Annotated in this window: 26 protein-coding genes, 2 tRNA genes and 2 pseudogenes; 21 read left to right on the top strand and 9 right to left on the bottom strand. The window is 67.4% G+C overall.

The genetic code is table 11. The features are described from left to right. Positions 1–135 precede the first annotated feature (135 nt). The gene (locus N5I75_RS02130) at positions 136–939 is read left to right on the top strand and encodes a nuclease-related domain-containing protein (RefSeq protein WP_476673616.1); all 804 of its coding nucleotides are present in this window, start codon (positions 136–138) and stop codon (positions 937–939) included. 86 nt (positions 940–1025) lie between these two features. Here N5I75_RS02130 and N5I75_RS02125 read toward each other — a convergent pair whose 3' ends face one another. Next, positions 1026–1922, bottom strand: a complete 897-nt coding sequence (locus N5I75_RS02125; protein WP_476673614.1) for an ATP-dependent DNA ligase — start codon at positions 1920–1922, stop codon at positions 1026–1028. Continuing rightward, positions 1919–2812 carry a non-homologous end-joining DNA ligase gene (ligD, locus tag N5I75_RS02120; protein ID WP_476673612.1) on the bottom strand — a complete coding sequence of 298 codons (894 nt, stop codon included), beginning with the start codon at positions 2810–2812 and terminating at the stop codon, positions 1919–1921. Before ligD ends, N5I75_RS02125 begins: the two co-directional genes overlap by 4 nt. 117 nt (positions 2813–2929) lie before the next feature. Between ligD and ku the strand changes: the two genes are divergently transcribed. Then, the gene (gene ku, locus N5I75_RS02115; RefSeq protein WP_476673610.1) at positions 2930–3913 is read left to right on the top strand and encodes a non-homologous end joining protein Ku; all 984 of its coding nucleotides are present in this window, start codon (positions 2930–2932) and stop codon (positions 3911–3913) included. 48 nt (positions 3914–3961) lie between these two features. Here the strand turns inward: ku and N5I75_RS02110 are convergent, their stop codons facing one another. Beyond that, positions 3962–5098 (bottom strand): acyltransferase family protein, encoded by a 1137-nt coding sequence (locus N5I75_RS02110; RefSeq protein WP_476673608.1) that lies wholly within the window; start codon positions 5096–5098, stop codon positions 3962–3964. A 247-nt stretch (positions 5099–5345) separates the two neighbouring features. On the opposite strand from N5I75_RS02110, the gene N5I75_RS02105 reads away from it, so the two are divergent. Both N5I75_RS02105 and N5I75_RS02100 read left to right on the top strand, forming a co-directional pair. Continuing rightward, entirely contained in the window at positions 5346–5771 is a 426-nt protein-coding gene (locus N5I75_RS02105) for a BlaI/MecI/CopY family transcriptional regulator (protein WP_476673606.1), read from the top strand. Between the two features lie 5 nt (positions 5772–5776). Beyond that, on the top strand, positions 5777–6700 hold the full coding sequence (locus N5I75_RS02100) for a M56 family metallopeptidase (protein WP_476673604.1): 924 nt from the start codon (positions 5777–5779) through the stop codon (positions 6698–6700). Between the two features lie 98 nt (positions 6701–6798). Here N5I75_RS02100 and N5I75_RS02095 read toward each other — a convergent pair. Both N5I75_RS02095 and N5I75_RS02090 read right to left on the bottom strand, forming a co-directional pair. After that, positions 6799–6877: transfer RNA gene (locus N5I75_RS02095), tRNA-Ser, on the bottom strand. A gap of 80 nt (positions 6878–6957) precedes the next feature. Next, entirely contained in the window at positions 6958–8952 is a 1995-nt protein-coding gene (locus tag N5I75_RS02090) for an ATP-binding protein (protein WP_476673602.1), read from the bottom strand. A 238-nt stretch (positions 8953–9190) separates the two neighbouring features. On the opposite strand from N5I75_RS02090, the gene N5I75_RS02085 reads away from it, so the two are divergent. From N5I75_RS02085 to N5I75_RS02075, 3 genes are all read left to right on the top strand, one after another. Then, complete coding sequence (locus N5I75_RS02085) at positions 9191–10231, top strand: DNA cytosine methyltransferase (protein ID WP_476673600.1); 1041 nt, start codon at positions 9191–9193, stop codon at positions 10229–10231. Between the two features lie 222 nt (positions 10232–10453). Then, positions 10454–11557, top strand: coding sequence for a GmrSD restriction endonuclease domain-containing protein (locus N5I75_RS02080; RefSeq protein WP_476673598.1), 1104 nt, complete (start codon positions 10454–10456; stop codon positions 11555–11557). Positions 11558–11646: 89 nt separating this feature from the next. Further along, a complete protein-coding gene (locus N5I75_RS02075; protein ID WP_476673861.1) occupies positions 11647–12210 on the top strand; it encodes an MAE_28990/MAE_18760 family HEPN-like nuclease in 564 nt (187 codons plus the stop codon). Positions 12211–12591: 381 nt separating this feature from the next. Here N5I75_RS02075 and N5I75_RS02070 read toward each other — a convergent pair whose 3' ends face one another. From N5I75_RS02070 to N5I75_RS02060, 3 genes are read right to left on the bottom strand one after another with little or no spacing between them, the layout of a single operon-like run. After that, positions 12592–12987 carry a hypothetical protein gene (locus tag N5I75_RS02070; protein WP_476673596.1) on the bottom strand — a complete coding sequence of 132 codons (396 nt, stop codon included), beginning with the start codon at positions 12985–12987 and terminating at the stop codon, positions 12592–12594. Next, positions 12981–13412: an ATP-binding protein gene (locus tag N5I75_RS02065; protein WP_476673594.1), complete on the bottom strand. Its 432-nt coding sequence runs from the start codon at positions 13410–13412 to the stop codon at positions 12981–12983. Before N5I75_RS02065 ends, N5I75_RS02070 begins: the two co-directional genes overlap by 7 nt. Positions 13413–13458: 46 nt before the next feature. Next, positions 13459–13866, bottom strand: coding sequence for an NUDIX hydrolase (locus tag N5I75_RS02060; RefSeq protein WP_476673592.1), 408 nt, complete (start codon positions 13864–13866; stop codon positions 13459–13461). 107 nt (positions 13867–13973) lie between these two features. On the opposite strand from N5I75_RS02060, the gene N5I75_RS02055 reads away from it, so the two are divergent. From N5I75_RS02055 to N5I75_RS02005, 11 genes and pseudogenes are all read left to right on the top strand, one after another. Further along, positions 13974–14759, top strand: coding sequence for a GntR family transcriptional regulator (locus N5I75_RS02055; RefSeq protein ID WP_476673590.1), 786 nt, complete (start codon positions 13974–13976; stop codon positions 14757–14759). Positions 14760–14923: 164 nt separating this feature from the next. After that, positions 14924–15280 carry an SCO3933 family regulatory protein gene (locus tag N5I75_RS02050; protein ID WP_476673588.1) on the top strand — a complete coding sequence of 119 codons (357 nt, stop codon included), beginning with the start codon at positions 14924–14926 and terminating at the stop codon, positions 15278–15280. Then, a pseudogene (locus N5I75_RS02045) lies at positions 15280–16658 on the top strand (FtsK/SpoIIIE domain-containing protein). Before N5I75_RS02050 ends, N5I75_RS02045 begins: the two are co-directional and overlap by 1 nt. 86 nt (positions 16659–16744) lie before the next feature. Next, complete coding sequence (locus tag N5I75_RS02040; protein ID WP_476673586.1) at positions 16745–17404, top strand: DUF2637 domain-containing protein; 660 nt, start codon at positions 16745–16747, stop codon at positions 17402–17404. 16 nt (positions 17405–17420) lie between these two features. Beyond that, a complete protein-coding gene (locus N5I75_RS02035) occupies positions 17421–17606 on the top strand; it encodes a hypothetical protein (RefSeq protein ID WP_476673584.1) in 186 nt (61 codons plus the stop codon). Between the two features lie 3 nt (positions 17607–17609). After that, complete coding sequence (locus N5I75_RS02030; protein WP_361074833.1) at positions 17610–17801, top strand: mobile element transfer protein; 192 nt, start codon at positions 17610–17612, stop codon at positions 17799–17801. A 14-nt stretch (positions 17802–17815) separates the two neighbouring features. Beyond that, positions 17816–18010 (top strand): hypothetical protein, encoded by a 195-nt coding sequence (locus N5I75_RS02025; RefSeq protein WP_398200879.1) that lies wholly within the window; start codon positions 17816–17818, stop codon positions 18008–18010. Positions 18011–18035: 25 nt separating this feature from the next. Continuing rightward, complete coding sequence (locus N5I75_RS02020) at positions 18036–18281, top strand: SpdD protein (protein ID WP_476673582.1); 246 nt, start codon at positions 18036–18038, stop codon at positions 18279–18281. Positions 18282–18453: 172 nt separating this feature from the next. Beyond that, the gene (locus N5I75_RS02015) at positions 18454–19743 is read left to right on the top strand and encodes a replication initiator (RefSeq protein WP_476673580.1); all 1290 of its coding nucleotides are present in this window, start codon (positions 18454–18456) and stop codon (positions 19741–19743) included. A 20-nt stretch (positions 19744–19763) separates the two neighbouring features. Then, complete coding sequence (locus N5I75_RS02010) at positions 19764–19934, top strand: helix-turn-helix transcriptional regulator (protein ID WP_389089383.1); 171 nt, start codon at positions 19764–19766, stop codon at positions 19932–19934. Then, positions 19931–21301 (top strand): tyrosine-type recombinase/integrase, encoded by a 1371-nt coding sequence (locus tag N5I75_RS02005; protein ID WP_476673578.1) that lies wholly within the window; start codon positions 19931–19933, stop codon positions 21299–21301. Before N5I75_RS02010 ends, N5I75_RS02005 begins: the two co-directional genes overlap by 4 nt. Positions 21302–21514: 213 nt before the next feature. On the opposite strand, the gene N5I75_RS02000 is transcribed toward N5I75_RS02005, so the two are convergent. Next, positions 21515–21586 (bottom strand) — tRNA-Arg (locus tag N5I75_RS02000). A 119-nt stretch (positions 21587–21705) separates the two neighbouring features. On the opposite strand from N5I75_RS02000, the pseudogene N5I75_RS01995 reads away from it, so the two are divergent. The 3 genes and pseudogenes from N5I75_RS01995 to lysA form a co-directional block, all read left to right on the top strand. Further along, positions 21706–22131: pseudogene (locus tag N5I75_RS01995) on the top strand (response regulator); the annotation flags it as partial. A gap of 311 nt (positions 22132–22442) precedes the next feature. Continuing rightward, positions 22443–23582 (top strand): ArgS-related anticodon-binding protein NrtL, encoded by a 1140-nt coding sequence (gene nrtL, locus N5I75_RS01990; protein ID WP_476673576.1) that lies wholly within the window; start codon positions 22443–22445, stop codon positions 23580–23582. 52 nt (positions 23583–23634) lie between these two features. Then, positions 23635–25026, top strand: a complete 1392-nt coding sequence (gene lysA / locus N5I75_RS01985) for a diaminopimelate decarboxylase (RefSeq protein ID WP_476673574.1) — start codon at positions 23635–23637, stop codon at positions 25024–25026. The last annotated feature ends 59 nt before the right edge of the window (positions 25027–25085 follow it).

Below are 25085 nucleotides of genomic sequence, written 5' to 3'. Positions count from 1 at the left end.
TATTGGCCGCAATGGTGGCGCAATGGCGGGGAAGTCCTTTTCCGCTGCCCCGCGCCTCGACCGTGCGCTCCGGCGCACCCCGCCTTCTTGCCCTGCGGCGGGCTTGCTGCTCCCATGGTCGGGGGGTGATGGGCCATGAACGGACTGCGCGTCGTACCGACCTGGCGCCACGGTCAGGAACGGCTCTACGTGTACGGGGACGACGGCAGGAACGTCGCCTGGTACGACCGGGAGGCGGGCCGGGTCAACCTGCTCGCCGAGTCGCACAGGGAGGCGGTGCTCGCGGCGCTGCGCCCGTTCATCGCCGGGCCTGTGGCGGTCGGGCCCCCGCCGGTGCCGACCCCCGCCGAACTGGCCCGGCTCAGCCTCCACCCGGACGACGACCTCGCCCCGAACCGCCCCGGCGAGGCCCTCGTGATCGCCCTGGACCGCGACCCGGCCCCCCAGCGCAGACTCCGCACCGACCCCCGGCGCCGGGCCCTGGCCGCTCAGCAGCTCGTCGGCGAGGCGCTGGACGCGCTCGAAGGGGCGGGCTGGCGCGTACTGCACTCGGTACCGCTGCCGGGCGGCGCCTGCATCCACCACCTGGTGATCGGCCCCGGCGGCCTGTTCGCCCTGCACGTCCTCCCGGCGCACCGCCAGCGGGTACGGGTGAGCGACCCGACGGTCACGGCGGGCCGGGGCGAGTCGCGCCCGCTGCTCCGCGACGTACGGGCGGACGCGTCCCGGGCGTCGTTCGCCCTGACGGCGGAGGTACGGGCGGGCCTGGTGCTGGTCGAACCGTCCTTCGTGGACGTGCAGGTGGCACCGAGGGGCGTCCGCCTGCTGACGGACAGGGAGGTCACCGGCCTGGCGAGGTCCGGCGGTCTGCTGAAGCCGGCGGATGTGGAGGCGCTCCATGCGATGGCGCGGGATCGGGGGACGTGGGTCCGGGTCTAGCGGGCTGGGGGCCGGGAGCCCGAGGGTGCGGGTTCCGGTTCAGCGGGGCGGGGCGGGGCCGAGCCCGGCAGGGCCGGCGCTCGGCCTCACCGGAACCTGACCGCCTCCGCCGTGAACGCCCCGTGCCGGGTCGTCCGCTGCCGGACTTCCAACGTCACCGGCGGAGCCACCGGCAGCACCCGGTACGTCACCTCGCCCACCCCCACCGCGATCACAGCCGCCTCCTCCCCGGTCGCCGGAGGCAACACCGCCGCCGCGTCCGCCCGCAACCCCGCAGGCAACGGCGTGGTCAGCAGCGGAGCGCCATCACCGGGCAGCGCGACGACGAGGGCCCGCGGCCCTGTCGCCGGACCGGTGAACCCGACCACCACGGCATCCCGGGTGTCGCTGTGCCGCAGCTTCCGCCAGGCGCGGACGCCACCCCGGTACGCCCCGTCGACCCGCTTCGCGACCAGCCCCTCGATGCCGGACGAGGGGAGCAACTCGTACCAGGTCAGAGCGGTCTCCCGGTCGGTCGTCGACGGAACCGGCTGCAACGGCGGCCCGAGCGGCGTGAGGACCCGGACCAGCCGCTCCCGCCGCTCGCGGTACGGCAGCGCCCGCAGATCCGTACCGCCCTCCCCGGCGAGCAGATCGAACGCCGCGTACGAGGCGGGCAGCTCGCGCGCCAGCGCCCGCGCGCGGCCCGCCGACGCCGCGGCCGCCCGGCGCTGCACCATCGCGAAGTCGGTACGCCCTTCGTGCCAGACCACGACCTCCCCGTCGAGCACGGCCCCGGCGGGCAGCCCGTGCGCGGCGGCGACGAGCTCGGGAAACGCCCGCGACACCTCCCGCCCCGAGCGCGCGTGCAGCGAGACCTCCCCCTCCGCACTCCGGGCCACGACCAGCCGATGCCCGTCGAAGTTGGGCTCGAACGCCCACCCGTCACCCGACGGCAACGACTCCACGGACTCGGCGAGCGCCACAGCGACCGGCACCTTCACGACGGCAGCCGCCCGGCCCGCTCCGCGTCGTTCAGCGGCCCGAGCAGATCCCCGTACCGCTGCAGCCGAGGCGCGATGTCCTCAGCGAGAAACACCAGGTCAGATGCGTCCCCGCTGTCCCGGCAGCCCTCCACCTCCTCCCAGGTGACGGGCGCCGAAACGGTCGGCTCGGCCCGGGCCCGCAACGTATAGGGCGCGGCGGTCGTCTTGGCGGCGGAGTTCTGGCTGTGGTCGACGAACACCTTCCCGGGCCGCAGACTCCGCGTCATCCGGTGCACGACCAGCCCCGCCAGCTCGGCCTCGGCCTCCTGCGCGAGCTTCTTCGCGTACGCACTGGCCCGCTCGGACGGCACCGGAACCAGCGGTACGAGCAGATGCAGCCCCTTGGACCCGGAGGTCTTGGCGTAGGCGTCGAGCCCGTCACCCGCGAGCCGCTCACGCAGCCACAGCGCCACTTCACAGCACTGCACGACGTCGGCGGGCGCCCCGGGATCGAGGTCGAGGACGAGCCGGTCGGCCTGCGCGGGCGCGCCCGCCTGCCACTGCGGCGTGTGGAACTCGGTGACGAGGTTCGCCGCCCACATCAGCGAGGGCAGGTCCTGCACGAGGACCTGCCGGGACACGCCGTCGGAGCGTGGCACGTCGGTCGTCCTCACCCAGTCGGGCGCCCCCGGCGGCACGTTCTTGGCGAAGAAGTGCTGGCCGTCGGGCCCGTCGGGAAAGCGGAGGAAGGAGATCGGCCGGTCGCGCAGATGAGGCAGCAAGGCATCCGCAGCGGTCGCGTAGTAGTGCAGCAGCTCGCCCTTGGTGAACCCGGTGGCCGGATAGAGCACCTTCTCCAGATTGCTGAGCGGCAGCCGCCGCCCCTCCACTTCTGTGATCGGCGTCATACCGTAATACTCTGACATTCCATGCCAAAGCGGCGCGCCGGGCGGGTCGATCGGCGGGCCGGTGAGCCGGTGGGTTGCTGGACAGGGTCGGTGGACAGGAAGGGAGTGAGTCTGCTCGTGCGCTCCATATGGAACGGTGCCATCTCCTTCGGCCTGGTCAGCATCCCGATCAAGCTGATGACCGCCACCGAGAACCACTCCGTCTCCTTCCGCCAGGTCCACCTGGAGGACGGCGGCCGCATCCGCTACCGCAAGGTGTGCGAGCTGGAGGACAAGGAGGTCGAGACGGCGGAGATCGGCAAGGGCTACGAGGACGCCGACGGCTCGGTCATCCCGATCACGGACGAGGATTTGGCCGCGCTCCCCACCCATACGGCGAAGACGATCGAGATCCTCGCCTTCGTCCCCGCGGACAGCATCGACCCGCTCCAGATGGACACGGCGTACTACCTCTCGGCGAACGGCGTCCACGCCACAAAGCCGTACACACTCCTCCGCGAGGCCCTGAAGCAGAGCAAAAAGGTGGCCATCGCGAAATTCGCCCTGCGCGGCAAGGAACGCCTCGGAATGCTGCGCGTGGTGGACGACGTCATCGCGATGCACGCCCTGCTCTGGCCGGACGAGATCCGCTCACCCGACGAGGTCGCCCCCGACACCCACGTCACGGTCCGCGACGCCGAACTCGACCTGGCGGACGCCCTGATGGACACACTCGGCGAGGTCGACATGGCCACGCTCCACGACGACTACCGCGCGGCGGTGGAGGAGCTAATCGCGGCGAAGGCCGCCGGCGAACTCCCGGCGGAGCCCACGAAGCCTGCCCCGAGCGGCGAAGGCAAGGTGATCGACCTGGTCGCCGTACTGGAGCGGAGCGTGCGCGCGGCGAAGGAGGCGCGGGACGGCTCGCAGGGCGGCTCACCAGGCGAGGAGATGGCGGAGGTGACGTCGATGGAAGGCCGTACGCGTACGCGCAAGAAAGCGGCACCGGCGACGTCGAAAAAGAAGACGGCGTCCGGTGCCGCGAATACGAAGAAGAAGACGGCTTCGGACTCGACCGGGACGAAAAAGAAATCAACGTCCCGGAAGAAAAACACGGCCTGACGGGACGAGGGGAGTGGCGAGCAGTGGCGAGCGGGGAACGGGAAAGGGTTACCGCTTCCGCGCCAAGTCCCCGGCGTCCCGTCTGAACGCCCACTCCATCTTGGGCTCCATGACGAACCGGAAAACGCGCTGAACGGGCGGCGTACACAACAAGGTGATGACGGCAACGGCGACGAATGTCACCACAACCTCACCCACCGGCGTATGCACCCACCGCACGTCGTACCAGTCCCAGAACCGGGACCCCTTGGCGAGGAACCCGTGCAGCAGATACCCGTACAAGGTGCCGGCACCAAGGGCGGTGACCCAGAGCCTGCGCCCGGGCACCCACGCGAGGAAACAGGCGACGAGCAGCATCGAGCACCCGAACATGGCGAGCGTCATGACGACCCCGGCCCACCCGGGAGCGGCCAACTCCTGTGCGCTGTCTCGGCGATAGAACCAGGCGGCGTTCATACGAGGAGCGGCCCAGTAGGCGAAGAGCAGGGCGGAAGCGAGAACGGGCAGGGCCAGAATCCGGGCCTCACGCCGCCGTACGAGCCGGAAATGCTCGGGCTTGAGCCGAAGCCCGAGCACGAAGAAGGGCAGGAACTGAAGAACGCGCTGCAGATCGAGGTCATCCCCGATATCGGGGGAGACGGACGCAAGCGCAGCAATGGCAAGCGCGACGGGCAACGGCCAGCGCACGACCTTCCAGATCGGCGTGGAGAGCCGCCACACGAACAACGCGATGAGGAACCACGTCAGATACCAGGGATCGAGCAGACTGAACGGATAGTCCGGATCGTCCCCGGCGGTCCGCTTGAAGACCGTATAAGCACACTCGAAAACGACATACGGCACGGCGACGCCGGTGATGAGCCGCTTGAGCCGCCCCGGACTGGCGTCGAAACTCCGCGAGAAATACCCGGAGATGACGATGAACGCGGGCATGTGGAACGCGTACACGGTCATGTACAGCGCCGACGCGGCACGACTGCCGTCCCGCAACGGCTCCCAGGCGTGCCCCATGGCGACGAGCACGATGGCGAGGTACTTCGCGTTGTCGAAGTAGGAGTCACGCGAGGCGCGCGGCTTGGACGCGGGGGCCTTCCCCGGTGCGCGCGAGGGGACTGGAGGGGAGTCGGCCCGCTGCTGTGGCGGCAGGGGCGCCCGCGTGGCGCTCAGCTGAACCTGTTCGCTCACGTTCCCTCCCGCGTGGAACCCCGACTCCAGATTTCGCATCTTCCAAGGTTTACGGGGTTCATGTGGCTGCGAGACATTCAACGCACCGTAGTCACCTATCGAGGCGCACGTAAACCTGTGCTGGTCATGGGTGGCGCCTGTCACACGAACTCGGCCCACGAACCCGGACATGACACCCTCGTGCCCGACCGGCACGCCCCTACGATGACGTGGACGGGCGAGGGCGACAGGGAGAATGACGCATACCGTGCCGAATCAGAACGCAAGCGGACGCCGCCGGGGGGACGGGGAGGGCGGACGCAGGCGCGGCCAGGGTGAACTGGAGAGCCAGGTTCTGACGGCCCTGTGCGAGGCCCCGCACCCGGTGACGGCAGGCTGGGTACGCGAACACCTGGGCAGCACCCTCGCCTACACCACAGTCATCACGATCCTCACCCGCCTCCAGGCCAAGGGCGCCGTGACCCGCGAACGAGAGGGCCGCTCCTTCACCTGGACAGCCGCTTCGGACGAGGCCGGCCTGGCGGCCCACCGCATGCGCAGGGTCCTGGACGGGGAGACGAACAGGGCGGCGGTCCTGGCAAGCTTCGTGTCGAGCCTGTCGGACGGGGACGAGCAACTCCTGCGCGACCTGCTGGCCCCGCAGGACGGCACGGAAACCGCCGGAGACGCCTGATCCTGATGGGCGTAGCGGTCTTCCTCCCCTTGATCCTCCCGCTGACGGCGTGGCCGGTGTCGCGCTTGGCGGAACGCCACTTGCACCCGCGCGCGGCGACACTCCTCCTCACGGCGGCAGCGGTAGTCCTGGCCATCTGCAGCACGCTCTCCCTGGCGTTGCTGGCGGTAGTCGGCACGGCCCAACTCCCCGGCAACCCCCTCCCGGACGGCTGGGCGGACCCGGAGGTACGCGCGGCGGTCCCGCACGACGAGGTGGTGGGCAAAGCAGCGATCGCCGGCCTGACAGCGGCGGTCACAGCCTGCGCAGCACTCGTACACCACCGCAACGCGACAACCCGCAAGGCGTCAGAGGCCCTGTCCGGCCTCCCACCCCACCACCGGATAGCGGTGCTCCCGGACCCGACCCCCTACGCCCACACACTCCCCAATGGCAGAATCGTCGTCTCAACGAGCATGTTGGCGGGGCTGAACTCCCCGGAACGCAGAGCCTTGTTCGCCCACGAACGGGCCCACCAGTCAGCCCACCACCACCGCCACCTGCTCCTCACGGGCTTGGCAGCGCGAGCGAACCCCTTCCTCCGCCCCCTGCACACGAGCGTGACGTACACGGTGGAACGCTGGGCGGACGAGGAGGCGGCGCGAGCGGTGGGCAGCCGCAGAGTCACGGCACAAGCGGTAGGCAAGGCGGCCCTACTGTCCCCACCGACCGCACCAGGCACCCCCTTCGCGGTGCCTGCGGGCCCGGTCCCCCGCAGAGTGGCGGCCCTACTGTCCCCGCCCCCCGCCCCACGCACCTGGCCACCCCACTTCACAGCAATCGGCGCAGCGGCATGGGCAGCCCTGGCGGGCACGCTCATGTCAGCAACAGCCTCAGCAACCTCAACGGTCACCCTGATCACAATCCTGCAAGCGGCGACACCGCTGTAGGCAACCCGGCCACGGACCTGCAAGTACCTGCACATACACGAAGACCCCGACCTCAGCGTTTCCGCTGATGACGGGGTCTCAGACACACTTGCACAGTGTGCCCCCGGCAGGATTCGAACCTGCGCACACGGCTCCGGAGGCCGCGTTGGTCCTGGGCGTGTGCGCAGGTCACGGGGCTGTAGCGTCGCCTCTGGACGGTGCTGGTCCACTCATAGTCCACGCCTCGATGCGCAGTCCGCCAATGGACTTGCTGAGGCCTACGGGGTGTCGAGCCCTCCCGGGTCGCGCCGCAGTTTCTCGACCTTCCGTAGGAAGTCCTGATGCGCCTGATCAGTTTGTTCCAACAGGTCGTACCAGCTACGCCGTTCGACGTTTGCACTCTCTTTGAGGAGTCTGCGGTTGGTGCGACTCAGACGATCGATGTGATCCACGATGAAGGTGAGCCGGCGGATGGGGAAGTGAGCCCCAAATTCCGGGGTGTCGTCCAAGAATTCTTCGAGGCTCTCTAGGTAATCGACCGCCCGGGTGAACTCATCGTCGGTAAGGTGATAGTCGACTCTTTTGATTTCGACTACCCAAATTGTTCCTCTGGGGCCGTTGAGGAGAACGAAATCTGGTCGGCGTTCCGGGTCCCGTATAGCAGTGGTAGCGATCAGCTGGTTCGATTTCTTGAAGTACCAGGACTCGAAACTGTTGCGTACGCGTTCGAGTGCCTCGTTCATCCCCAGCGGGGTCCATTCGGGTGCCAGCAGCCACGGAGCCTTCTCGATAAGCTCCTGAAGAGGACGTTCTAGCGTGGCTCCATCTGTGATCAGCTGCCGTAGCCTGGTGACAACCTCCACCCGTTCCTGCGCCACCTGGCCGAGAGCATAGTATTCCGCGACCCTGGCCTTCTGGAAGAGTGCGAGGACTATGTCGAGTGGACTGTCTACTTCCTTGGAAACTTGGTGCAGTGTTTCCAGCAGTTCCTTGTGCGGTGCGATGTTCCTGGACAACTGCAGGTAGCGCTCAACTCGCTGAGGGTCTGATGCCGCTTCACGGTCGCTGTCGGCGACCAAGACACGGAATGCCTCCTTCACTGAATTTCGGTATTGCGGGTCTCCTGGGGCCTCGACAAGAAGTCGCGCATCGAGATCCGCGGCTTGCTCGAATACCTCACGGGTCCGTCTCCGGACCGACGACCTGCCCCGCTTGGCCAGCGCCTTGACCTGCTTCGCGCCCCAAGTTTGGAGTACTTGGCCAAGATCGGATGTCCAGATGATGTCCTGCCGGTCGGAGCGGACTAGATCTTCACCCTCGTCCAACCACTCGACGTGGATCTCACCAGTTAAATACGATCGAACGCTCCATTCCCCCGTGAAACCAGCCGTTGCCCCGAAGTCTCGGGTCGTGGCTACGATCTTTCCGCGAGCATAGATGCGCACGCCAGCCATCACCTCGTCTTTGTACGGGTCTTTGGCAAAGGCGAGCCAACCTGAAACCGGAAGCGGATCCGAACCTTCCGGCCCGATAGGGGTTCGGTCGAATGTGACCTTGGTGTCCTCCTGAAGATCAATACTCAATTCGCCGAGACGAAAAGACTCCTGCAGAAGTCCGGGGAGTGCTTGACTTTCTCGCGTATTGAATACTTCTACATCCCAGTCATCGCGCCGGATTCCGAAGCGAGCACAGAGTTGCCGATGCAGTTCATCGCCCTTGGGGACTAGCTTCCGGTTAAATTCTGTGAGTCGGATGCTCGTGCCGTGATGTTGCCGAAATGTGCCGTCGAGATGGCCGACTTTGGGGATGTAGTCGTCCTCGGAGTCAAACATCATGTCGTCTAGATGCAACTTTATGTGGGATACACGATATCCCTGGTCGGTCGGGTCGCCCCCGGCTGTGATTACCTCTACGGTCCGACAGATGCCGAAAGGGGCCAGCTTTCCAATTCCCTTCCTGCCCATGACGCGCCGCCCCTTGAGGCGGGAGGTGTCCTTGCCGAACCGCCCACGCCGATCGGATCCCACGAGCAGGTAATGGGTGTTGACCTCATCGGCCGTCATCCCGTGCCCGTTGTCCTCCACGGTGATCTCATACTGATCCGCAGTCGGCTTGCCGGGCAGTGAAGCAAGCCAAGTCCCGAACGGCAGACGGACCTTCACCTCTGTGGCGTCCGCGTCGTAGGCGTTGGCGATGATCTCTGCGAGGACCGCGGAGACGCGGTCATACAGCCTGATGCCGAGCTTATCGACGGTGAGCCGGCTGATCCGCATGCGGTAGGGCCCGGTGGCATCGCCTGAGGCGGCAGCGCTCCTACCAGGAACGTCGTGGCTCCGGTCTTTCTGCCTTGGCACTACTGGGAAGAGGCCATCAGTCTCCGGCCGCTCCGGACCCACATGCGTCACGAACCCACCCCCCGGTGTCATCAAGTACCCGCCAGCTAAGCACAGCTGAAAGCCTGTCAAAAGATGTACCTGACGCGTTGACGCCCTGACAGACTAAGATCACGCCATGCCCACGTACAGCGCTGTGGATCTGTTCGCTGGGGCGGGGGGCGCAACACGAGGCCTGAGAGATGCCGGTTTCGCGATGCTCGCCGCCGTGGAGAATGACCTGGAGGCGGCCGCAACCTACCGTAGGAACCACCCCAGAGTGGCCCTCTCCGTTGAGGACATCCGCACTGTGGAACCGCAGGCACTCCTTGCCGGCACCGCCCTCGCTCCAGGAGAACTTGATCTGCTCAAGGCCTGCCCGCCCTGTCAGGGGTTCTCTACCCTCGCGAAGGGACTGGTCGACGAGCGGCGGAACGACCTCGTGCTGGATACCTTCCGCTTCGTCGAAGCGCTGCGGCCGCGAATCGTCTTGCTTGAGAACGTCCCGGGACTGGCCAGGGATCGTCGACTACCTAAGCTCCAAGCCCTCCTAGTGGAGGCTGGGTATCAAATAAGGACAAGCACAATGGACGCCGCCGCGTTCGGGGTGCCCCAGCGTCGCAAGCGCTTCATCTGCTTCGCTATCAGGGAAGATGTCCCCTTCGCGTTCGATGGCAATCTCACGGATCTGTTGCCTCGTGGCTTCCAGAGGTCCCCGCGGACCGCCGGGCAGGCGCTCGCACACCTGGCGCGCCGTTCCCGTCCCGACGACCCGCTGAACGTGCACCGCAAGAGTTCGGCCTCCGTCGAAGCGCGGATTGCAGCCATTCCGGTGGGTGGCAACCGTTTCGATCTACCGGAGGAGCACCAGTTGGACTGTCACAAGCGACTAGCTTCGCGTAACGCCAGCTCTTCTTACGGCAGGGTCAAGCTTGATGAACCTGCCCCCACTATGACCACACGGTGCACTACTCCAGCCTGTGGCACGTTCATACATCCGACCGAGAACCGTGGCTTGACACTGCGTGAGGCAGCTACGTTTCAGACGTTTCCAGTGAACTACAAGTTCTACGGTCACTACGGTTCTATCGAGCGCCAGATCGGCAATGCCGTCCCGGTACGCATGGCGAAGGGGCTTGGGCTGATCGCGTCCAGCATCCTGAGCGGATCGCTCCATTGAGCCACATGTACGGGCGGGAGACCCCAGTACCGAAGCGACATGGGCGGCTGCCAAACCCTGGACTGGTGCGCCTCTCGCCTCCTGCGATGGTCCACAGACGTCCGCACACCGTAGGCGCCTTCAGGGCGCCGGCAGACGCTCCGCTCAAGCGCGCAGAGCCGCATGGGGTGATGTTCAGGAGAACTAGAGACTTCGGGAACCTATGAATGCTAGCATCGCGGAATGACACTGGAATCCGAACTCGAAATTTATCGGCAGCGAATCACCACCGATTCGTACCCAATGTCAATTAGCGAGATCGCGAATCTCTATCGCGACGGCGAGATGGACATCCATCCGGAGTTTCAGCGTATCTTCAGGTGGTCTGGTGCCCAGAGGACCAAGCTGATTGAGAGTGTCCTGCTGGGAATCCCTCTTCCGAGCATATTTGTAGCTCAGAACGAGGATGGGGTTTGGGACGTAGTGGACGGCGTTCAGAGGCTGTCCACGATCTTCCAATTCATGGGGATTCTCCGAGATGATGAAGGAGAACTCGTCGAACCTTTTGTCTGCGAGGCCGCCCCATTCCTGACCAGCCTCGAAGGAGTGGCGTTCGAACCCTTCGAGGGGGCAGGGAAATCGCTGACTCGCGCTCAGCAGCTCGACTTCAAGCGGTCGCGCGTCGATGTGAAGATTATTAAGCGTGAGAGCGATAATCGAGCCAAGTATGACCTCTTTCAGCGCCTCAATTCTTACGGAAGCATTGCGACCCCCCAAGAGCTCCGAAACTGCCTCCTTGTTAGCCTCAGCAGAACTCACTTCGATTGGCTTCAGGACGTAGCATCATCGAAGGATTTCAAGGATGTGCTGAATCTGCCAGAACGGCTCATTAAAGAGCAGTACCATCTCGAACTGGCCCTCCGATTCATCACCTTGCGCTTGCTGCCTGAAGAAAAAATCTCCAGCATCGGAAACATCGGGGAGTTTCTTTCTGCAGAGATCCTGTCTCTTGTGGAGAAGGGATACTCTGAACTGCGGGCAGAGAAGGAAGCTTTCGATATCTGCTTTAGAACGCTGAACGACGCCCTCGGGGGTGACGCAATGCGCAAGCTGAACCCCACCACTGGCCGTACAGAAGGTGCCTTTTCCTCTACTGCCTTCGAAGTGCTTGCTCTCGGATTGGGGCACTATTCCCCCGGGCTTGTAATCGGATCAGACGATGTGCAGCGGGCTCGCGAATCACTATGGAATGATCCGGCATTCGCCCCCGGGCATGCGACTGGGCAGCGCGCCGATCAGCGAATGAAGAGGACCATTCCGTACGGACGACGACTGTTCTCTGCGTGACTGGGGGATTCGTGGATCCGACGCGATTCATCGAGGGTATTGATCGCCAGCTAGCGCGCAGAAAGGTCGAGCTCTCAAACCTGAGCATTATGGTCTCAGAGCAGAACCCCGACCCGCACCGACTCAGCTGCATTGCGAGGTCTGCTGTAGTCCTCGCATACGCTCATTGGGAAGGTTTTGTGAAAGGAGGAAGTGGCTCCTACGTGCGATTCGTCAACAATGCGGGCGTCAAAGTCGCTGACCTCAAGTTCCCTTTCCAGGCCGCGTATGTACTCTCTACTTTCAAGAGGGCCTCAAATAGCGTAAAGGCGCGGTACCTTGGTGAGCTCCTGGAAGAGATCGATGTTCGGCGAGCCGAGATTTTTACGGTCTCCCCAGATAAATGCATAGATACCGAGAGTAATCTCTCTTCCAGTGTTTTCAAGGAAATCGTCCAGGGTGTCGGATTGGACATCCTCCCCCTGTATGAAACTCGCAGCGTATTCATCGATCAAAGAATTGTCTTGGCGCGGAATCAGGTCGCTCACGGCGAACTGGTCAGCTTCGATGCGGGAGACGTCAGGGATCGCATTGATGGCGTTCGTCTTCTAATCGATACATATGCAAACCAGCTAAAGAATGCGGCTACGGTGAATGCCTATTTGAAAAGCTAATTACTGCGTTCGGGCTACTCATCCGTAAGTGCAGCAACAGGTCGGCGGAGCGGCTTTGGGCTGGAGCTGCTTTGGCGCGAGTGATCATGGCCCCGTAAGCTTCCGGCGCGTCGGGCAGTCTGTGGACCTGCCCGGTAAAGCACGACGTTGGGGCCATGATCTTCGAGGCTCGCGCCAAAGTGGCTGCCTAAAGCCGTGGAGCCGACCACCCCAGCCACGACGTACCCCTTCTCTGGCATCAGGCGGCTGGTTTCTGTGCGCGCGGCACGGGCGCCGGCCGGGCTGGAGCGGGGCGGAGACAGGAGCGCAGGCCCGGCCGGGGGCCGGGCCGCGCGCGGTGAGCGGAGCGAGCCGCCTTGAACCAGTAGAGAAAGTTGTAACTCAGTCTGGCCACTGGGACTTGAAGTCGTATGCGCAGGTGGGGAGTTCGGCAGCCTGCCTGTGAGCCAGGGGCAGGAAGAGGACCGGGCGTATCGTCCAGGTGATCCGGGTGTTCGCGTGGGTCACTGAGACCGTGCACGGCTCTATGCGTAGGAGGGCCCGTCGGGTGTGGATGCGCCCCTCGTACAGCCATCTCCAGGCTTCTTCGGAGGCGTCCGCGTCGAGCGTCGGTGAGATGGTGCGCAGTGCGATTGCTACCCACCTGTCGGCCTGGGGCGCTGAGTAGGCGTCGAAGGATGCTCGCAGCCTTGGGGGTGCTGCCTCGGTGTCGGTGAGGTCTTCGGTCCAGCATTCACACCAGAAGCCGGGCCGCGGCCTAGGTTGGTCGGTTAGCACGAGCGGGCTTCGGGGTGCAGGCTGACGAAGAGTTCCGCCATGACCGTGTGGCCCCGGTCGCTGTCGTGGACCACGACCCGGTGCGCGAGGATGCTGACCATTCCTAGGCCCCTGCCGTGTTCTGCCTCCTGGTCGAGGTGCTCGACCTTGGGGGTTGATCCGGCGCCCCCGTCGTCCGTCACCGACAGCGCGACCATGTGCGGTGTCACCGCGACGGAGAGATGGAAGTTGCCGCCTGGGAGGCGACCGCTGGCGGTGTGCAGGATCGCGTTCGCGCTCAGCTCGCTCACGATCAGCTCGGCGTCGTCCACCAGGGGCGAGCCCTGGAGGATGTCCCGCGTCCAGCGTCGGGCCCGGCTCACCTCTTCGGGGAAACCTGGGCAAGTGAGGCCCCAGACTCGCATTGTGCTCGTATACTCGTGCATACAAGTTCCTTCGTGCTGGTAGGCCGCCATGTGCAGCGGGTTAGAGCTAGACGAGTTTGACGCCGTCGTGGGCGCGGACGGCCGGCGGGCACGGTGCGTCGAGTGCGTCCAGGACGCGGATCGCGTATGCCTCGTCGGCGAGTTCGGTGACTTCTTCGCGGGTGGCCCAGCGCAGGGCGCGGGTCTCGTCTCCGGTAGTGGGCGTGCCGTCGGCGGCCTCACAGCGGAAGACCATGGAGACGATCAAGCCGGTCATGTTCTTGTAGATGCCGGTGAGGGTCGCGGGGAGTGCGATCTTGATGCCGGTTTCTTCGAGGACTTCGCGTTGCAGGGCCTCGGGGATGGTTTCCTCGGCTTCGAGGACGCCGCCCGGGGGCTCCCAGTGGCCGTTGTCCCGGCGCTTGATCAAGAGGGCGCGGCCCTGGTCGTCGACGATGACTCCAGCAACGCTCACGGAGTGCGGACGGTCAGTGCTCAAGGTCCTCGGCCCTCTCGAATAGCTAGGCTCTCCACCGTAGCAACAACACTCGCCCACTCGTCTAGATACCTAAAGGAGTGCACGTGACGTCCCTTCCTGGCCTGCTTGGTGCCATTGACCCCACGAGTGATCGCGCGGTCTTCCGGCAGATCGCTGACCAGCTGCGCGAGTCCATCGACCGCGGGCGATTCAAGGAAGGCGAGAAGCTGCCTTCCGAGGCGGAACTCGTCGAGCACTACGGCGTCTCCCGGATGACCGTTCGGAACTCCTTCTCCGTTCTTCAGGGTGAGGGCCTGGTCCACGCCGAACACGGAAAGGGCGTCTTCGTTCGACCACGGCCACCCGTGCGGCGTCTCGCCTCCGACCGCTTCGCCCGGCGCCACCGCGACCAGGGGAAGTCCGCGTTCATCGTCGAGGCCGACGCGGCGGGCAGCCACCCCCAGGTCGACAGCCTGGAGGTCAAGGAAGAGAAGGCCAGTCAGGACATCTCCACCCGGCTCGGCTCGGTGCGGCGGGTGCTTGCTCGTCGTCGGCGGTATCTCCTCGATGGCCGGCCGGTCGAGTTCGCCACCTCCTACCTTCCGCTCGACATCGCGCGCGGTACGCAGATCGCCGAACCCAACCCCGGCCCCGGCGGCATCTACGCCCGTCTCGAGGAACTGGGTCACCACCTCGACCACTTCGAGGAGGAGATCCGGGCCCGGATGCCTTCGCCGTCCGAGGTGAAGACGCTCCGGCTGGCCTCCGGTGTGCCCGTGATCCATCTGGTCCGCACCGCGTTCGACACCGAGGGGCGAGCGGTCGAGGTCTGCGACACGGTCATGGCGGCGGACGCCTACGTGCTGTCGTACCAGCTCCCGGCCACGTGAGGGCCTGACGGTCGTGGCGCGGCGCGGGGCGCTTCCCGAACTCGTACACGCCGACAGGCATACTCGTATAGACGAGTGGGCAAGTTGTGTGGCAAGGTGGTCGCCGTTCCCGGAGATCGGGTTCGAAGGCTGCATCTTGTATAGACGAGTAGATGGGAAGAACCTTGCGAACCATCCGTGTGGAGACCTCGGCCGCGACGATCCTGCTCACCGAGGCGCCCGAGCCCAAGGTCCGCGACCGTCAGACCGGCGAGATCGCCAAGGACGCCAACAGCGGTGAGGCGCTGATGACGCTCGGCGTCGTCTACATCGAGGAGGGGGAGTCGTCCCTGATTAAGGTGACCGTTCCGGAGAGCGGTGTGAGTGACGGGCTGACGCTCGGGGCGCCGGTCTCGCTGCCGGGGCTCGTCGCCCGGCCGTGGGAGAGCGTGTTCAACGGGCAGCAGCGGCACGGCATCGCCTACCGCTGCGCCGCCGTCACTCCGGCCGCCTTCCCGGCCGCCATGGGGGCGTCGGCCTGATGTCCGACCTGACAACGCTCCTGGAGGTGGGTGGTCCTGTCGCCGCACTCGGCGGCGGGGCTGCCTACGCCCGAGCCAAGAACCCCGGCCTCTACTGGTCCACGGTCGGCCTGCCCATGTCCACGGCTCGCCTGCTCGGCTCGTACGGCTCGGTCATGGAGTCCTGCGGGCTGACCGTGACGCCGTCGCGGTTACGGGTGCTGGCGGTCAAGGCCACCACCCGGGGGAGGTCCGGCCCGTTCCACCGCGTCGCGGACTCATTCGCCCGACCACGACCGGGCTCCGGCTGCGCCTGCGGCTCGCGCCCGGCCAGGAACCCGCCGACGTGGCCGCCTCCGCCGAACGGTTGCGGCACGCCTGGGGTGTGCACGGCGTCTACGTGACCCCGGTCAAACCCGGCGTGGTCGACCTGCGGCTCGTCGGCTACGACGTCCTGCGCAAGGTCCGCATGCCGCGCAAAGCCGTGGGCGGCTTCCTGAAGGTGCCCGTGGCGCTGCGGGAGGACGCGACACCCTTCATGCGCGACTACCGGGCCGCACCGCACGGGCTCACCCTCGGCGCCACCCTGTCCGGCAAGTCCATGTACCTGCGGCACCTCGTCGCCGGGCTCGCGCGACAGCCGGTCGCCCTGGTCGGCATCGACTGCAAGCGCGGGGTGGAGCTGGCGCCCTTCGCCCCGCGACTGTCGGCGCTCGCCACCGACCCCGACCAGGCTGCCGAGCTGCTGCCCGTGCTCATCCGGGAAATGGAGGACCGGTACGACCTGATCAAGGCTCGGCAGGGGATTGCCCCGAGCACCCCGGATGAGGTCATCACGTCCGACATCTGGGGCCTGCCCGAGCACGAACGTCCCGTACCGATCGTGCTGGTCGTCGATGAGGTCGCAGAACTCTTCCTCGTCGCCACCAAGAAGGAGGAAGAGCGGCGGGACGAGATGGTCACCCAGCTCATCCGCCTCGCCCAACTCGGCCGCGCCGCCGGAATCTACCTCGAAGTTTGCGGGCAGCGCTTCGGCGCCGAACTCGGCAAGGGCGCCACCATGTTGCGGGCCCAGTTGAGCGGGCGGGTCTGCCACCGCGTCAACGACGAAGCCTCCGCCAAGATGGCTCTTGGCGACATCGCGCCGGAAGCCGTCTCCGCCGCCTGCACTATCCCGGCCGAGCGGCCCGGCCTCGCCGTCGCCGGGGACACCTCCGGTGGCTGGTCCCGTATCCGTACGCCGTATCTCTCGCTCGCTGATGCCGCCGCGACTTGCCGCGCGTCGGCTGACATGGTCCCCGACCTGCCCGCGCTGAAGCCGTTCCGGCCGTCCGTGCCCGTAGCGCCGCCGGTCGCGTCCCCGGCACCGGCCGTGCGACCGCGTCCGGCGACTAGCTGACCCGCACCTCCCGCACTCCGGTCGGCGTGACCGTCTCGCGCCATGTCCCTACCCCTCCCATGCCTGAACCCGGAAGGAGCCGCAGCATGCGCGCCCAACTGGCCCGTGTCGACGCGGTGCTCGTCCAGGCCGTCATCGCCGCCGCGCTGTCCTTCGCCCATCTGCACGACGTCGCTTCGGCGGCCGGACAGGACGGATGGAAAGCGTGGGCCTACCCGGTCTCGGTCGACCTGCTGCTCGTCGCCGCCTGGCGCCGACTGCGGACCGGTGACAGCAAGGCCGCGGGCTGGTGCTGGTTCGTCATCGCGCTCGCCGCCTCCCTCGGCGCGAACATCGCCACCGCCGGACTGCTCGACATGACCCACGTACCGGCCTGGCTCCGCATCCTCGTCGCGGGCTGGCCGGCGGTCGCCTTCCTCGGCGGGACGCTCCTCGCCCACTCGACGCCGTCCCCGCACGAAGGGACCGGCGCCACCGAGAACCAGAGCCAGACAACCGAGAACGTCGAGCACCAGGACGACGCCACGCCCGAGCCCGCCCCGGAACTCCCGCCGACACCGCTCCCCGTGCCCGCCTCGCCCCCTCCGCCCGCCGTCCCCGTCCCGGTCGCCCTGGTCGAGCACGCCCGCAAGGTCGCCGCCGAACACCACACCCGGACCGGAACGGTCATCGACACCCCGACGCTCCGCGCCCGGCTCGGTGTCCCCGCGCCGATGGCTGAGGCCATCTCCGCCCAACTCACCTGAGAAGGAGGCTCCACCGATGCCACACCTCGACCGAGACACGGCCGCCGACTACTACGACGCCGCCCGCGAGATGGCCGCCACCGGCCGCCCGACGCTGGCGCGACTCCTCGCCGAAGAGGCCGCCGCACGCACCGCCGACCCCGACCAGGCCGCCGAAATCCTGCGCGACTTCTCCAGCTTCAGCCTTCGCCGGGAGGGCTGAGGCATGACTCCTCTGAAGCGCTTCCGCAACGTCACCCGTATCGGCCCCGTCCAGGTCGGCACCGCCTACGACAACCGGGGCCGCGAGAAGCACACCGCCGCCTGCACCGCCCCGCGCTGCGGCTTCTCCGCCGACTACGACAGTCGCGCCGCCGCCGAGCTGGCCGCTCGCACCCACCGCTGCCCCGTCCGCTGAAAGGACCGATCACCGTGACCGTCAGCCTGCCGCTCGTCTTCGTCCTCGGCTGCTTCGCCTGGGGAGCGGTCAAGTTCCTCGGCGTCCGCACGTGGATCGTCGTCGTGATCGCACTGTTCGGCTTCTGGCTCTCGCACACGTTCATGGCCCCGGCCATCGAGTCCGGCACGCGCTCCGGCGTGGACATCGTCAACGGCTCACATAACTAGACGAGTAGGTAAGGAGAACTTCACCGTGTTCCTGCCCAAGTACCCCGACAGCCACACGCCGCCGCCCGCCCACACGCACGCGCCCAGCGACCCGGCTCCCGCCCGGCGACCGGTCCCGCAGATCTCCGTCAGCACCGGCGCGGTCGTGACCGTCCTCGTCGGCGGCGTCGTGCTCACCGCGCTCCTGGCCGCCGTCGCCGTCTCGGCCATCTCCGTGGCCATCACCGCCGTGGTCCTGCGCTCGATGCTCCGCGACCAGCGCCACCGCTGACCCACACGGACTCAGTCCGTACGCAGACCCCCGGGGCGGCCTTGATACCGCCAAGCATCCGCCGCCCCGGGAGCCCTGTCCCTCCTGACCGAAGCCAGAAGGAGAAACCATCATTACCCGCGCCACCCCGCCCCCGCTGCCCGAACTGGGACAGTTGGCCGCCTCCGGCACCATGCCCGCGCTGCTACGCCAGCTCTCCGGCCTCGGCGGCTGCACCCGCCCCATCCGCCTCGACGGCCACCGCACCGAACACGCCGTCGACACCCGTACCGGCGAGATCGGCAACGTCCTCCACCGCCTCGACTCCACCGACCTCCCGGCCGGTCACCTCCTGGTCCGCTGCAACAACCGCCGCACCACCCGCTGCCCGGCCTGCGCCGAGGTCTACCGCCGTGACACCTTCCACCTGATCACCTCCGGCCTGCGCGGCGGCAAGGGCGTCCCCGAACGCGTCGCCGCCCACCCCCGCGTCTTCGCCACCTTCACCGCCCCCGGCTTCGGCTCGGTCCACAACCGCCCCACCGGCCCCGCCCGAACCATCCGCCCCTGCCGCTGCGGCGTCCTCCACGACCAGGACGACCCCGCCCTCGGCACACCCCTCGACCCCGACACCTACGACTACGAGGCAGCCGTCCTCTGGAACGCGCACGCGGGCCTGCTCTGGCGCCGCTTCTCCATCTACCTCCGCCGCGAGGTCGCCAAGCGCGCCGGACTCACCCAACGCGCCCTCCGCGACTACGCCCGCGTCTCCTTCGCCAAGGTCGCCGAGTACCAGAAACGCGGCGCCGTCCACTTCCACGCCGTCATCCGCATCGACGGCCCCGACGGCGGCGACACCCCACCACCCTCCTGGGCAAGCGCCGAGCTGCTGACCGACGCCATCCGCGCCGCCGCGACCAACGCCCGCGTAGACGGCCCGATCATCGACAACCGCGCCCACGCCTTCACCTTCGGCCGCCAACTCGACGTCCGCACCATCCGCTCCGCCGACTTCGACGGCGGTCAGGAACTCACTGAACGGGCCGTCGCCGCCTACATCGCCAAGTACGCCACCAAGGGCGCCGAAACCGCCACGGGAGCTCTCGACCGCCCGCTCAAGTTCTTCGCCGAACTCGCCCAGCTCGACATCAGCGATCACGCCCGCCGCATGGTCCGAACCGCTTGGACTCTCGGTGCACGAAAGGAACTCGCAGACCTCCGGCTCCGCGCCTGGGCCCACATGCTCGGCTTCCGTGGCCACTTCTCCACCAAGAGTCGCCGCTACTCCGTCACCCTCGGCGCCCTCCGCGACGCCCGAGCCGAATGGCGCCGCGCCCAAGCCGCCACCGACGACCAGGCAGCCCCGGACACGACCCTCGTCCTCGCCCACTGGGTCTTTGCCGGGACCGGCCTCACGGACACCGAGACCTGGCTCGCCGAAACGCTCGAACCCGCCCTCGGAACCGAAGGAGAACCGACGTGAACTCCGGCCGTGACGAGCTGATGACCGTTCGCCAGGTCCTGGACGAGCTTGGCGGCGTATCCCGCCGGACGTTCTACCGGTGGCGCGAGTTGGGCCAGGGTCCGGCGGCGTTCAAGCTGCCTAATGGGGAGCTCCGGGTCTGGCGGAGTGACTTCAGCACGTGGCTGCGGCAGTTGGAGGCAGCAGCGTGAAGTCTCTCGATGTGAAGGTCTGGGGCGTCCGGAAGCGCGATACCAAGACGCCTTCGTACGGCGTTCGCTGGTCCGTAGCGGGCAACGTGTTCTCGGACTCCTTCCGTACCAAGGCGCTCGCTGATCACTACCGCAACAAGCTCATGCGAGCCATGAGGGACGGAGAGGAATTCGACACGGAGTCCGGCCTTCCGGCCTCGCTGGAAGAGCAGAAGCCGACCCTGTCTTGGTACGACTTCGCCCTGAGGTACCTCGCGATGAAGTGGCCGCATGCAGCGCCCAACACGCGGGACGGCATCAACGAATCGCTCACGAGCGTGACGATGCAGCTCCTCGACGAACGTCCCGGCCGACCCTCGGACGAGGTGATCCGCAAGACTCTGCGCAACTGGGCCTTCGTACTACCGGGCCCCGATCAGGAAGCCCCGGACGACGTGCGGAACGTCCTCCACTGGGTGTCCAAGGCTTCCCGGCCTCTGGCTGATCTCGCAGAGCCCGCCACGGCCCGCGCGGTCCTCGACTCGCTAAAGCTCAAGCTCGATGGCACGGCGGCCGCGGCGGAAACTGTGCGGCGTAAGCGCCGGACCCTGGTCAACGCCGCCAACTATGCCGTCGACCTGGGGGAGCTGCGCGAGAACCCGATCACGGCCGTCCGCTGGCAGAAGCCGAAGGTGTCTAACCAAGTCGACCCGCGGGCCGTCGCCAACCCGGAGCAGGCGCGGAACCTTCTGGCGGCTGTCTCCTACGTGGGCGGCTACCGGCGTGCGCGTGGCCGTCGCCTCGTGGGCCTATTCGCAGCGATGTACTTCGGTGGTCTCCGGCCGGCGGAAGCGGTCGGCCTAGTCGAAACGGATCTGAGCTTGCCTGAGCGTGGGTGGGGGTCGGCCCTGCTACACCGGACCCGTCCATCCGTCGGCAAGCGGTGGACCGATTCGGGGGAGACGCACGACGATCGCGGGCTCAAGAATCGACCGACTGAGGACATCCGGCGCGTGCCGATTCCACCTCAACTCGTCGCCGCGTTCCGTGAACACCTGGCCACCTTTGGCACGGCGGACGATGGACGGCTCTTCTTCAGCGAGAAGGGATCGGTCGTGCCGTCCTCGACCTACTATCGCGTGTGGCAGGAGGCTCGACTCCTTGCGCTGCCGCCGACCGTGGCGGCCTCACCGCTTGCGAGCCGCCCCTACGACCTTCGGCATTCGGCGCTCTCCACATGGCTCAATGCGGGCGTCGACCCAACCGAGGTGGCCGAGCGCGCGGGCAACAGCGTTGAGGTCCTGCTGACCCGCTACGCGAAGTGCCTCGACGGGCGGCAAGAGGTCGCCAACCGGCGTATCGAGGACCTGCTGCGCGAGTACGAGTGATCAACCCGACCGTCTCTGAGGCCCCTGGCGTCCAGTCCAGGGGCCTCGTCGTTTTCAGGGGCTCACCTGCGACGATGTGCCAAGATCCCGTCCACGCCTCGTCCACAAGCCCTGACATACGCCCACTCTGGGCTGCATACGCCTGCACATACGCGAAGACCCCGTTCTCAGCGTTTCCGCTGGTGACGGGGTCTTTGGACACCTCATGCAAGGTGCCCCCGGCAGGATTCGAACCTGCGCACACGGCTCCGGAGGCCGTTGCTCTATCCCCTGAGCTACGGGGGCGTGTGCCGCTGTGGGCGGCGACGGGTAGAACCCTACCAGCTCATCCGGGGTCCTCAGGAACAGGTATTTCGGGTGGCCAGGGGCGGGGTGTGCGCTCAGTTCCCCTGTACGGGGTGGAAGTGGGGAAAACCCGGACGCGGTGGTGGGTGTCGACCTACTCTCGAGTTGTGCCAGGCGCCTCGGGCCGGGTCCTCGTTGTCGACGACAACAAGGTGATCCGGCAATTGATCAGGGTCAACCTCGAGCTGGAGGGCTTCGAGGTGGTGACCGCCGCTGACGGTGCCGAATGCCTCGATGTCGTTCATCAGGTGCAGCCCGATGTCGTCACCCTCGATGTCGTCATGCCGCGGCTCGACGGGCTGCGGACCGCCGCAAGGTTGCGTGGGGATGCCCGGACCAGCGGGCTGCCCATCGTCGTCGTCAGCGCATGCAATCAGGTCGAGGTCGAGACCGGGCTCGAAGTCGGCGTCGATGCCTTTCTGGCCAAGCCGTTCGAGCCCAATGAGCTTGTGCGAGTGGTGGGGGAGCTGCGTAAGCGGGGGAGGGGAGTCGAGGTCCCGGTCACCTCGGTGGCTCCGGTGAACCCCATGACCTCCGTGGGCCCGGTCACTTCCAGCACCCCCTCCTCCGCCGAATCCCGGCACGACAGCGAGTCCACGGCCAGCGACCAGCCCCGCCCACCCATCTCGGACTCCGCCCACACCGCCGACGACCCGGGCCACCCGGCCCCGAGCCCGGATTCCTCCAGCCCCGCCCCCGGCGCCTGACCCGCTCGCCGAGCCACCCGCGTCCGCATCCCGGACGATCCGCCAAATCGACTCGCCTACCCACCCCCCTCCTCCCCTACGCTTGCCCCGTGACCCCAGCCGAGATCTCCCACACCGTGCTGCACGCCGTGCGTCGCGCGGTGGACGACGGTGAGCTGGCGGGCGGGGCACTTGGGATCCTGGAGCAGCCGGAGGCGGGTAGCGGCGCGCGGCGGCCCCGTGCCCGTATCGTCATCGAGCGGCCCCGGCCCGGCGGGCACGGGGACTACGCCACCAACGTCGCCCTGCAACTCGCGGGCCCGGCCGGACGGCCCCCGCGGCAGGTCGCCGAGGTTCTCAGGCAGCGGCTCGCCGAGAGCCCCGGCATCGATGCCGTCGACATCTCCGGGCCCGGGTTCCTCAACCTCACCCTCAGCCCCGGCGCCCCCGCCGACGCCACCCGCGACCTCCTCCTCCGCATTCGGCGCGAAGGACTCGCCTACGGGCATGGGCACGCCCTCCGTGGGCACGACATCGACCTGCGCATCCCCCGGGAACCCCGCGCCGAGATCCTCGCCGACGTCATCGGCCGTATCGGGCGCAGCCAGGGCGCCGAGGTCCGCGTCGAGCACGCCGCGGCCCCACGCGACGTCACCTTCCGGCCCGTTCCCGGCGACCCCCACCCCCTCGGGCTCGGCCGCGACGCCGGGCGCTGGGCCCTTCTCCACCCCGCCCCGCACGATCACCCCCACCTCGGCGAGGACCCACGGACGCACCTCGCCCAGCGCGAGTCCAACCCCCTCTTCCGCGTCCGCTACGCCCACGCCCGCACCCGCGCCCTCACCCGCAACGCCGCCGACCTCGGCTTCGTGAGTGCCCTCGATGACCCGTCCGGCGGTGCGGACGTCCTTGCCACCGCCCTCACCCGCAACGCCGCCGACCTGGGCTTCACCGTCGACCCGAGCGACGACGACGGAACCAGCCCCCACCTCCTCACCCCCCTCGCCGACCACCCCCGCATCCTGCTCAGCGCCGCGCGCCACCGTGCCCCCGACCGGCTCGCCCGGCACCTCGTCGTTCTCGCCGACGCCTTTCTCACCGACCCGGACGTGTACGCCCGCGCCCTCCCCATGGGTGAGGAGAAACCCTCGGCCGCCCACCGCGCCCGGCTCGCGCTCGCCGAAGCCGTCGGGACGGTGCTGGCCGGCGGCCTGTCCCTGCTCGGCATCGACGCCCCCGCACATCTATAGCCCCGGCACACAGCTCCGGCACACGAGAAGACGAAGAGAGCGCCCCGCAGTCATGAGCCGTTCCGCACACCCCGCAGGACCCCGCCACGCCGACGTCCTGCCCGAGGGGCACTACACCGCCCCGCCCGCCGACCTCAACGTCCTCGACCCGAAGGTCTGGGCGCAGACCGTCGCCCGTACACCGGAGGGCGGCGTACACGTCGGCGGCATCGAAGTGGCCCGGCTCGCCGAGGAGTTCGGGACCCCGGCCTACTTCCTCGACGAGGACGACTTCCGCGCCCGGTGCGCTGCGTGGCGGGATGCCTTCGGCCCGGACGCGGACGTGTTCTACGCCGGTAAGGCGTTTCTCTCCCGCGCCGTCGTCCGGTGGCTGCACGAGGAAGGGCTCAATCTCGACGTCTGTTCCGGAGGGGAGCTGGCCACTGCTCTCTCCGCCGGGATGCCCCCCGAGCGCATCGCCTTCCACGGCAACAACAAGACCGAGGAAGAGATCCACCGCGCCGTCGAGGCCGGGGTCGGGCGGATCGTGCTCGACTCCTTCCAGGAGATCGTCCGCGTCGCGCACATCGCCGACAGCCTCGGCAAGCGGCAGCGCGTGCAGATCCGCGTGACCGTCGGCGTCGAAGCACACACCCATGAGTTCATCGCCACCGCTCATGAAGACCAGAAGTTCGGGATCGCGCTCGCCGGGGGGCAGGCCGCCGAGGCCGTGCGGCGCGCCCTCAAGCTCGACGGGCTCGAGCTCATCGGCATCCACTCGCACATCGGGTCGCAGATCTTCGACATGGCCGGGTTCGAGGTCGCCGCCCGGCGCGTCGTCGGGCTGCTCGCCGAGGTGCGGGACGAGCACGGTGTCGAGCTGCCCGAGATCGACCTCGGTGGCGGGCTCGGTATCGCCTACACCAGCGACGACGACCCGCGCGAGCCGCAGGAGATCGCCAAGGCGCTCAGCGAGATCGTCACCCGCGAGTGCGAGGCCGCCTCGCTCCGGACCCCCCGGATCTCCGTCGAGCCCGGACGCGCCATCGTCGGGCCCACCGCCTTCACGCTGTACACGGTCGGCACCGTCAAGCCGCTCGAAGGGCTGCGGACGTACGTGTCCGTGGACGGCGGCATGTCGGACAACATCAGGACCGCTCTGTACGACGCCGAGTACACCGTCGCGCTCGTCTCCCGGCGCTCCGACGCCGAGCCGATGCTGGTCCGTGTCGTCGGCAAGCACTGCGAGAGCGGGGACATCGTCGTGAAGGACGCGTTCCTGCCCGCCGACATCGCGCCGGGAGATCTCATCGCCGTCCCGGCCACCGGCGCGTACTGCCGCTCCATGGCCAGCAACTACAACCACGCACTTCGCCCGCCGGTCGTCGCCGTGCGCGACGGCGAGGCACGGGTGATCGTCCGCCGTGAGACGGAGGAAGATCTCCTGCGTCTCGACGTCGGATGATGAAATAGACGTCTCGCCATCCGGACCGAGGACAGAAACCCCGGTCCGGTGGGTGAGAC

It is taken from the genome of Streptomyces sp. R818 (genome assembly GCF_056172735.1).
Note: the sequence above shows the minus strand (reverse complement) of the source record. Positions and strands in the feature narration are given on the sequence as shown.

Excerpts from the sequence above, each read along its gene's own strand:
- N5I75_RS02130 (WP_476673616.1), top strand. The coding sequence starts at position 136 with ATGAACGGACTGCGCGTCGTACCGACCTGGCGCCACGGTCAGGAACGG.
- ligD (WP_476673612.1), bottom strand. The coding sequence starts at position 2,812 with ATGACGCCGATCACAGAAGTGGAGGGGCGGCGGCTGCCGCTCAGCAAT.
- N5I75_RS02100 (WP_476673604.1), top strand. The coding sequence starts at position 5,777 with ATGGGCGTAGCGGTCTTCCTCCCCTTGATCCTCCCGCTGACGGCGTGG.
- N5I75_RS02090 (WP_476673602.1), bottom strand. The coding sequence starts at position 8,952 with ATGCGGATCAGCCGGCTCACCGTCGATAAGCTCGGCATCAGGCTGTAT.
- N5I75_RS02085 (WP_476673600.1), top strand. The coding sequence starts at position 9,191 with ATGCCCACGTACAGCGCTGTGGATCTGTTCGCTGGGGCGGGGGGCGCA.
- N5I75_RS02080 (WP_476673598.1), top strand. The coding sequence starts at position 10,454 with ATGACACTGGAATCCGAACTCGAAATTTATCGGCAGCGAATCACCACC.
- N5I75_RS02075 (WP_476673861.1), top strand. The coding sequence starts at position 11,647 with ATGGTCTCAGAGCAGAACCCCGACCCGCACCGACTCAGCTGCATTGCG.
- N5I75_RS02065 (WP_476673594.1), bottom strand. The coding sequence starts at position 13,412 with ATGCACGAGTATACGAGCACAATGCGAGTCTGGGGCCTCACTTGCCCA.
- N5I75_RS02040 (WP_476673586.1), top strand. The coding sequence starts at position 16,745 with ATGCGCGCCCAACTGGCCCGTGTCGACGCGGTGCTCGTCCAGGCCGTC.
- N5I75_RS02035 (WP_476673584.1), top strand. The coding sequence starts at position 17,421 with ATGCCACACCTCGACCGAGACACGGCCGCCGACTACTACGACGCCGCC.
- N5I75_RS02030 (WP_361074833.1), top strand. The coding sequence starts at position 17,610 with ATGACTCCTCTGAAGCGCTTCCGCAACGTCACCCGTATCGGCCCCGTC.
- N5I75_RS02015 (WP_476673580.1), top strand. The coding sequence starts at position 18,454 with ATGCCCGCGCTGCTACGCCAGCTCTCCGGCCTCGGCGGCTGCACCCGC.
- N5I75_RS02010 (WP_389089383.1), top strand. The coding sequence starts at position 19,764 with ATGACCGTTCGCCAGGTCCTGGACGAGCTTGGCGGCGTATCCCGCCGG.
- lysA (WP_476673574.1), top strand. The coding sequence starts at position 23,635 with ATGAGCCGTTCCGCACACCCCGCAGGACCCCGCCACGCCGACGTCCTG.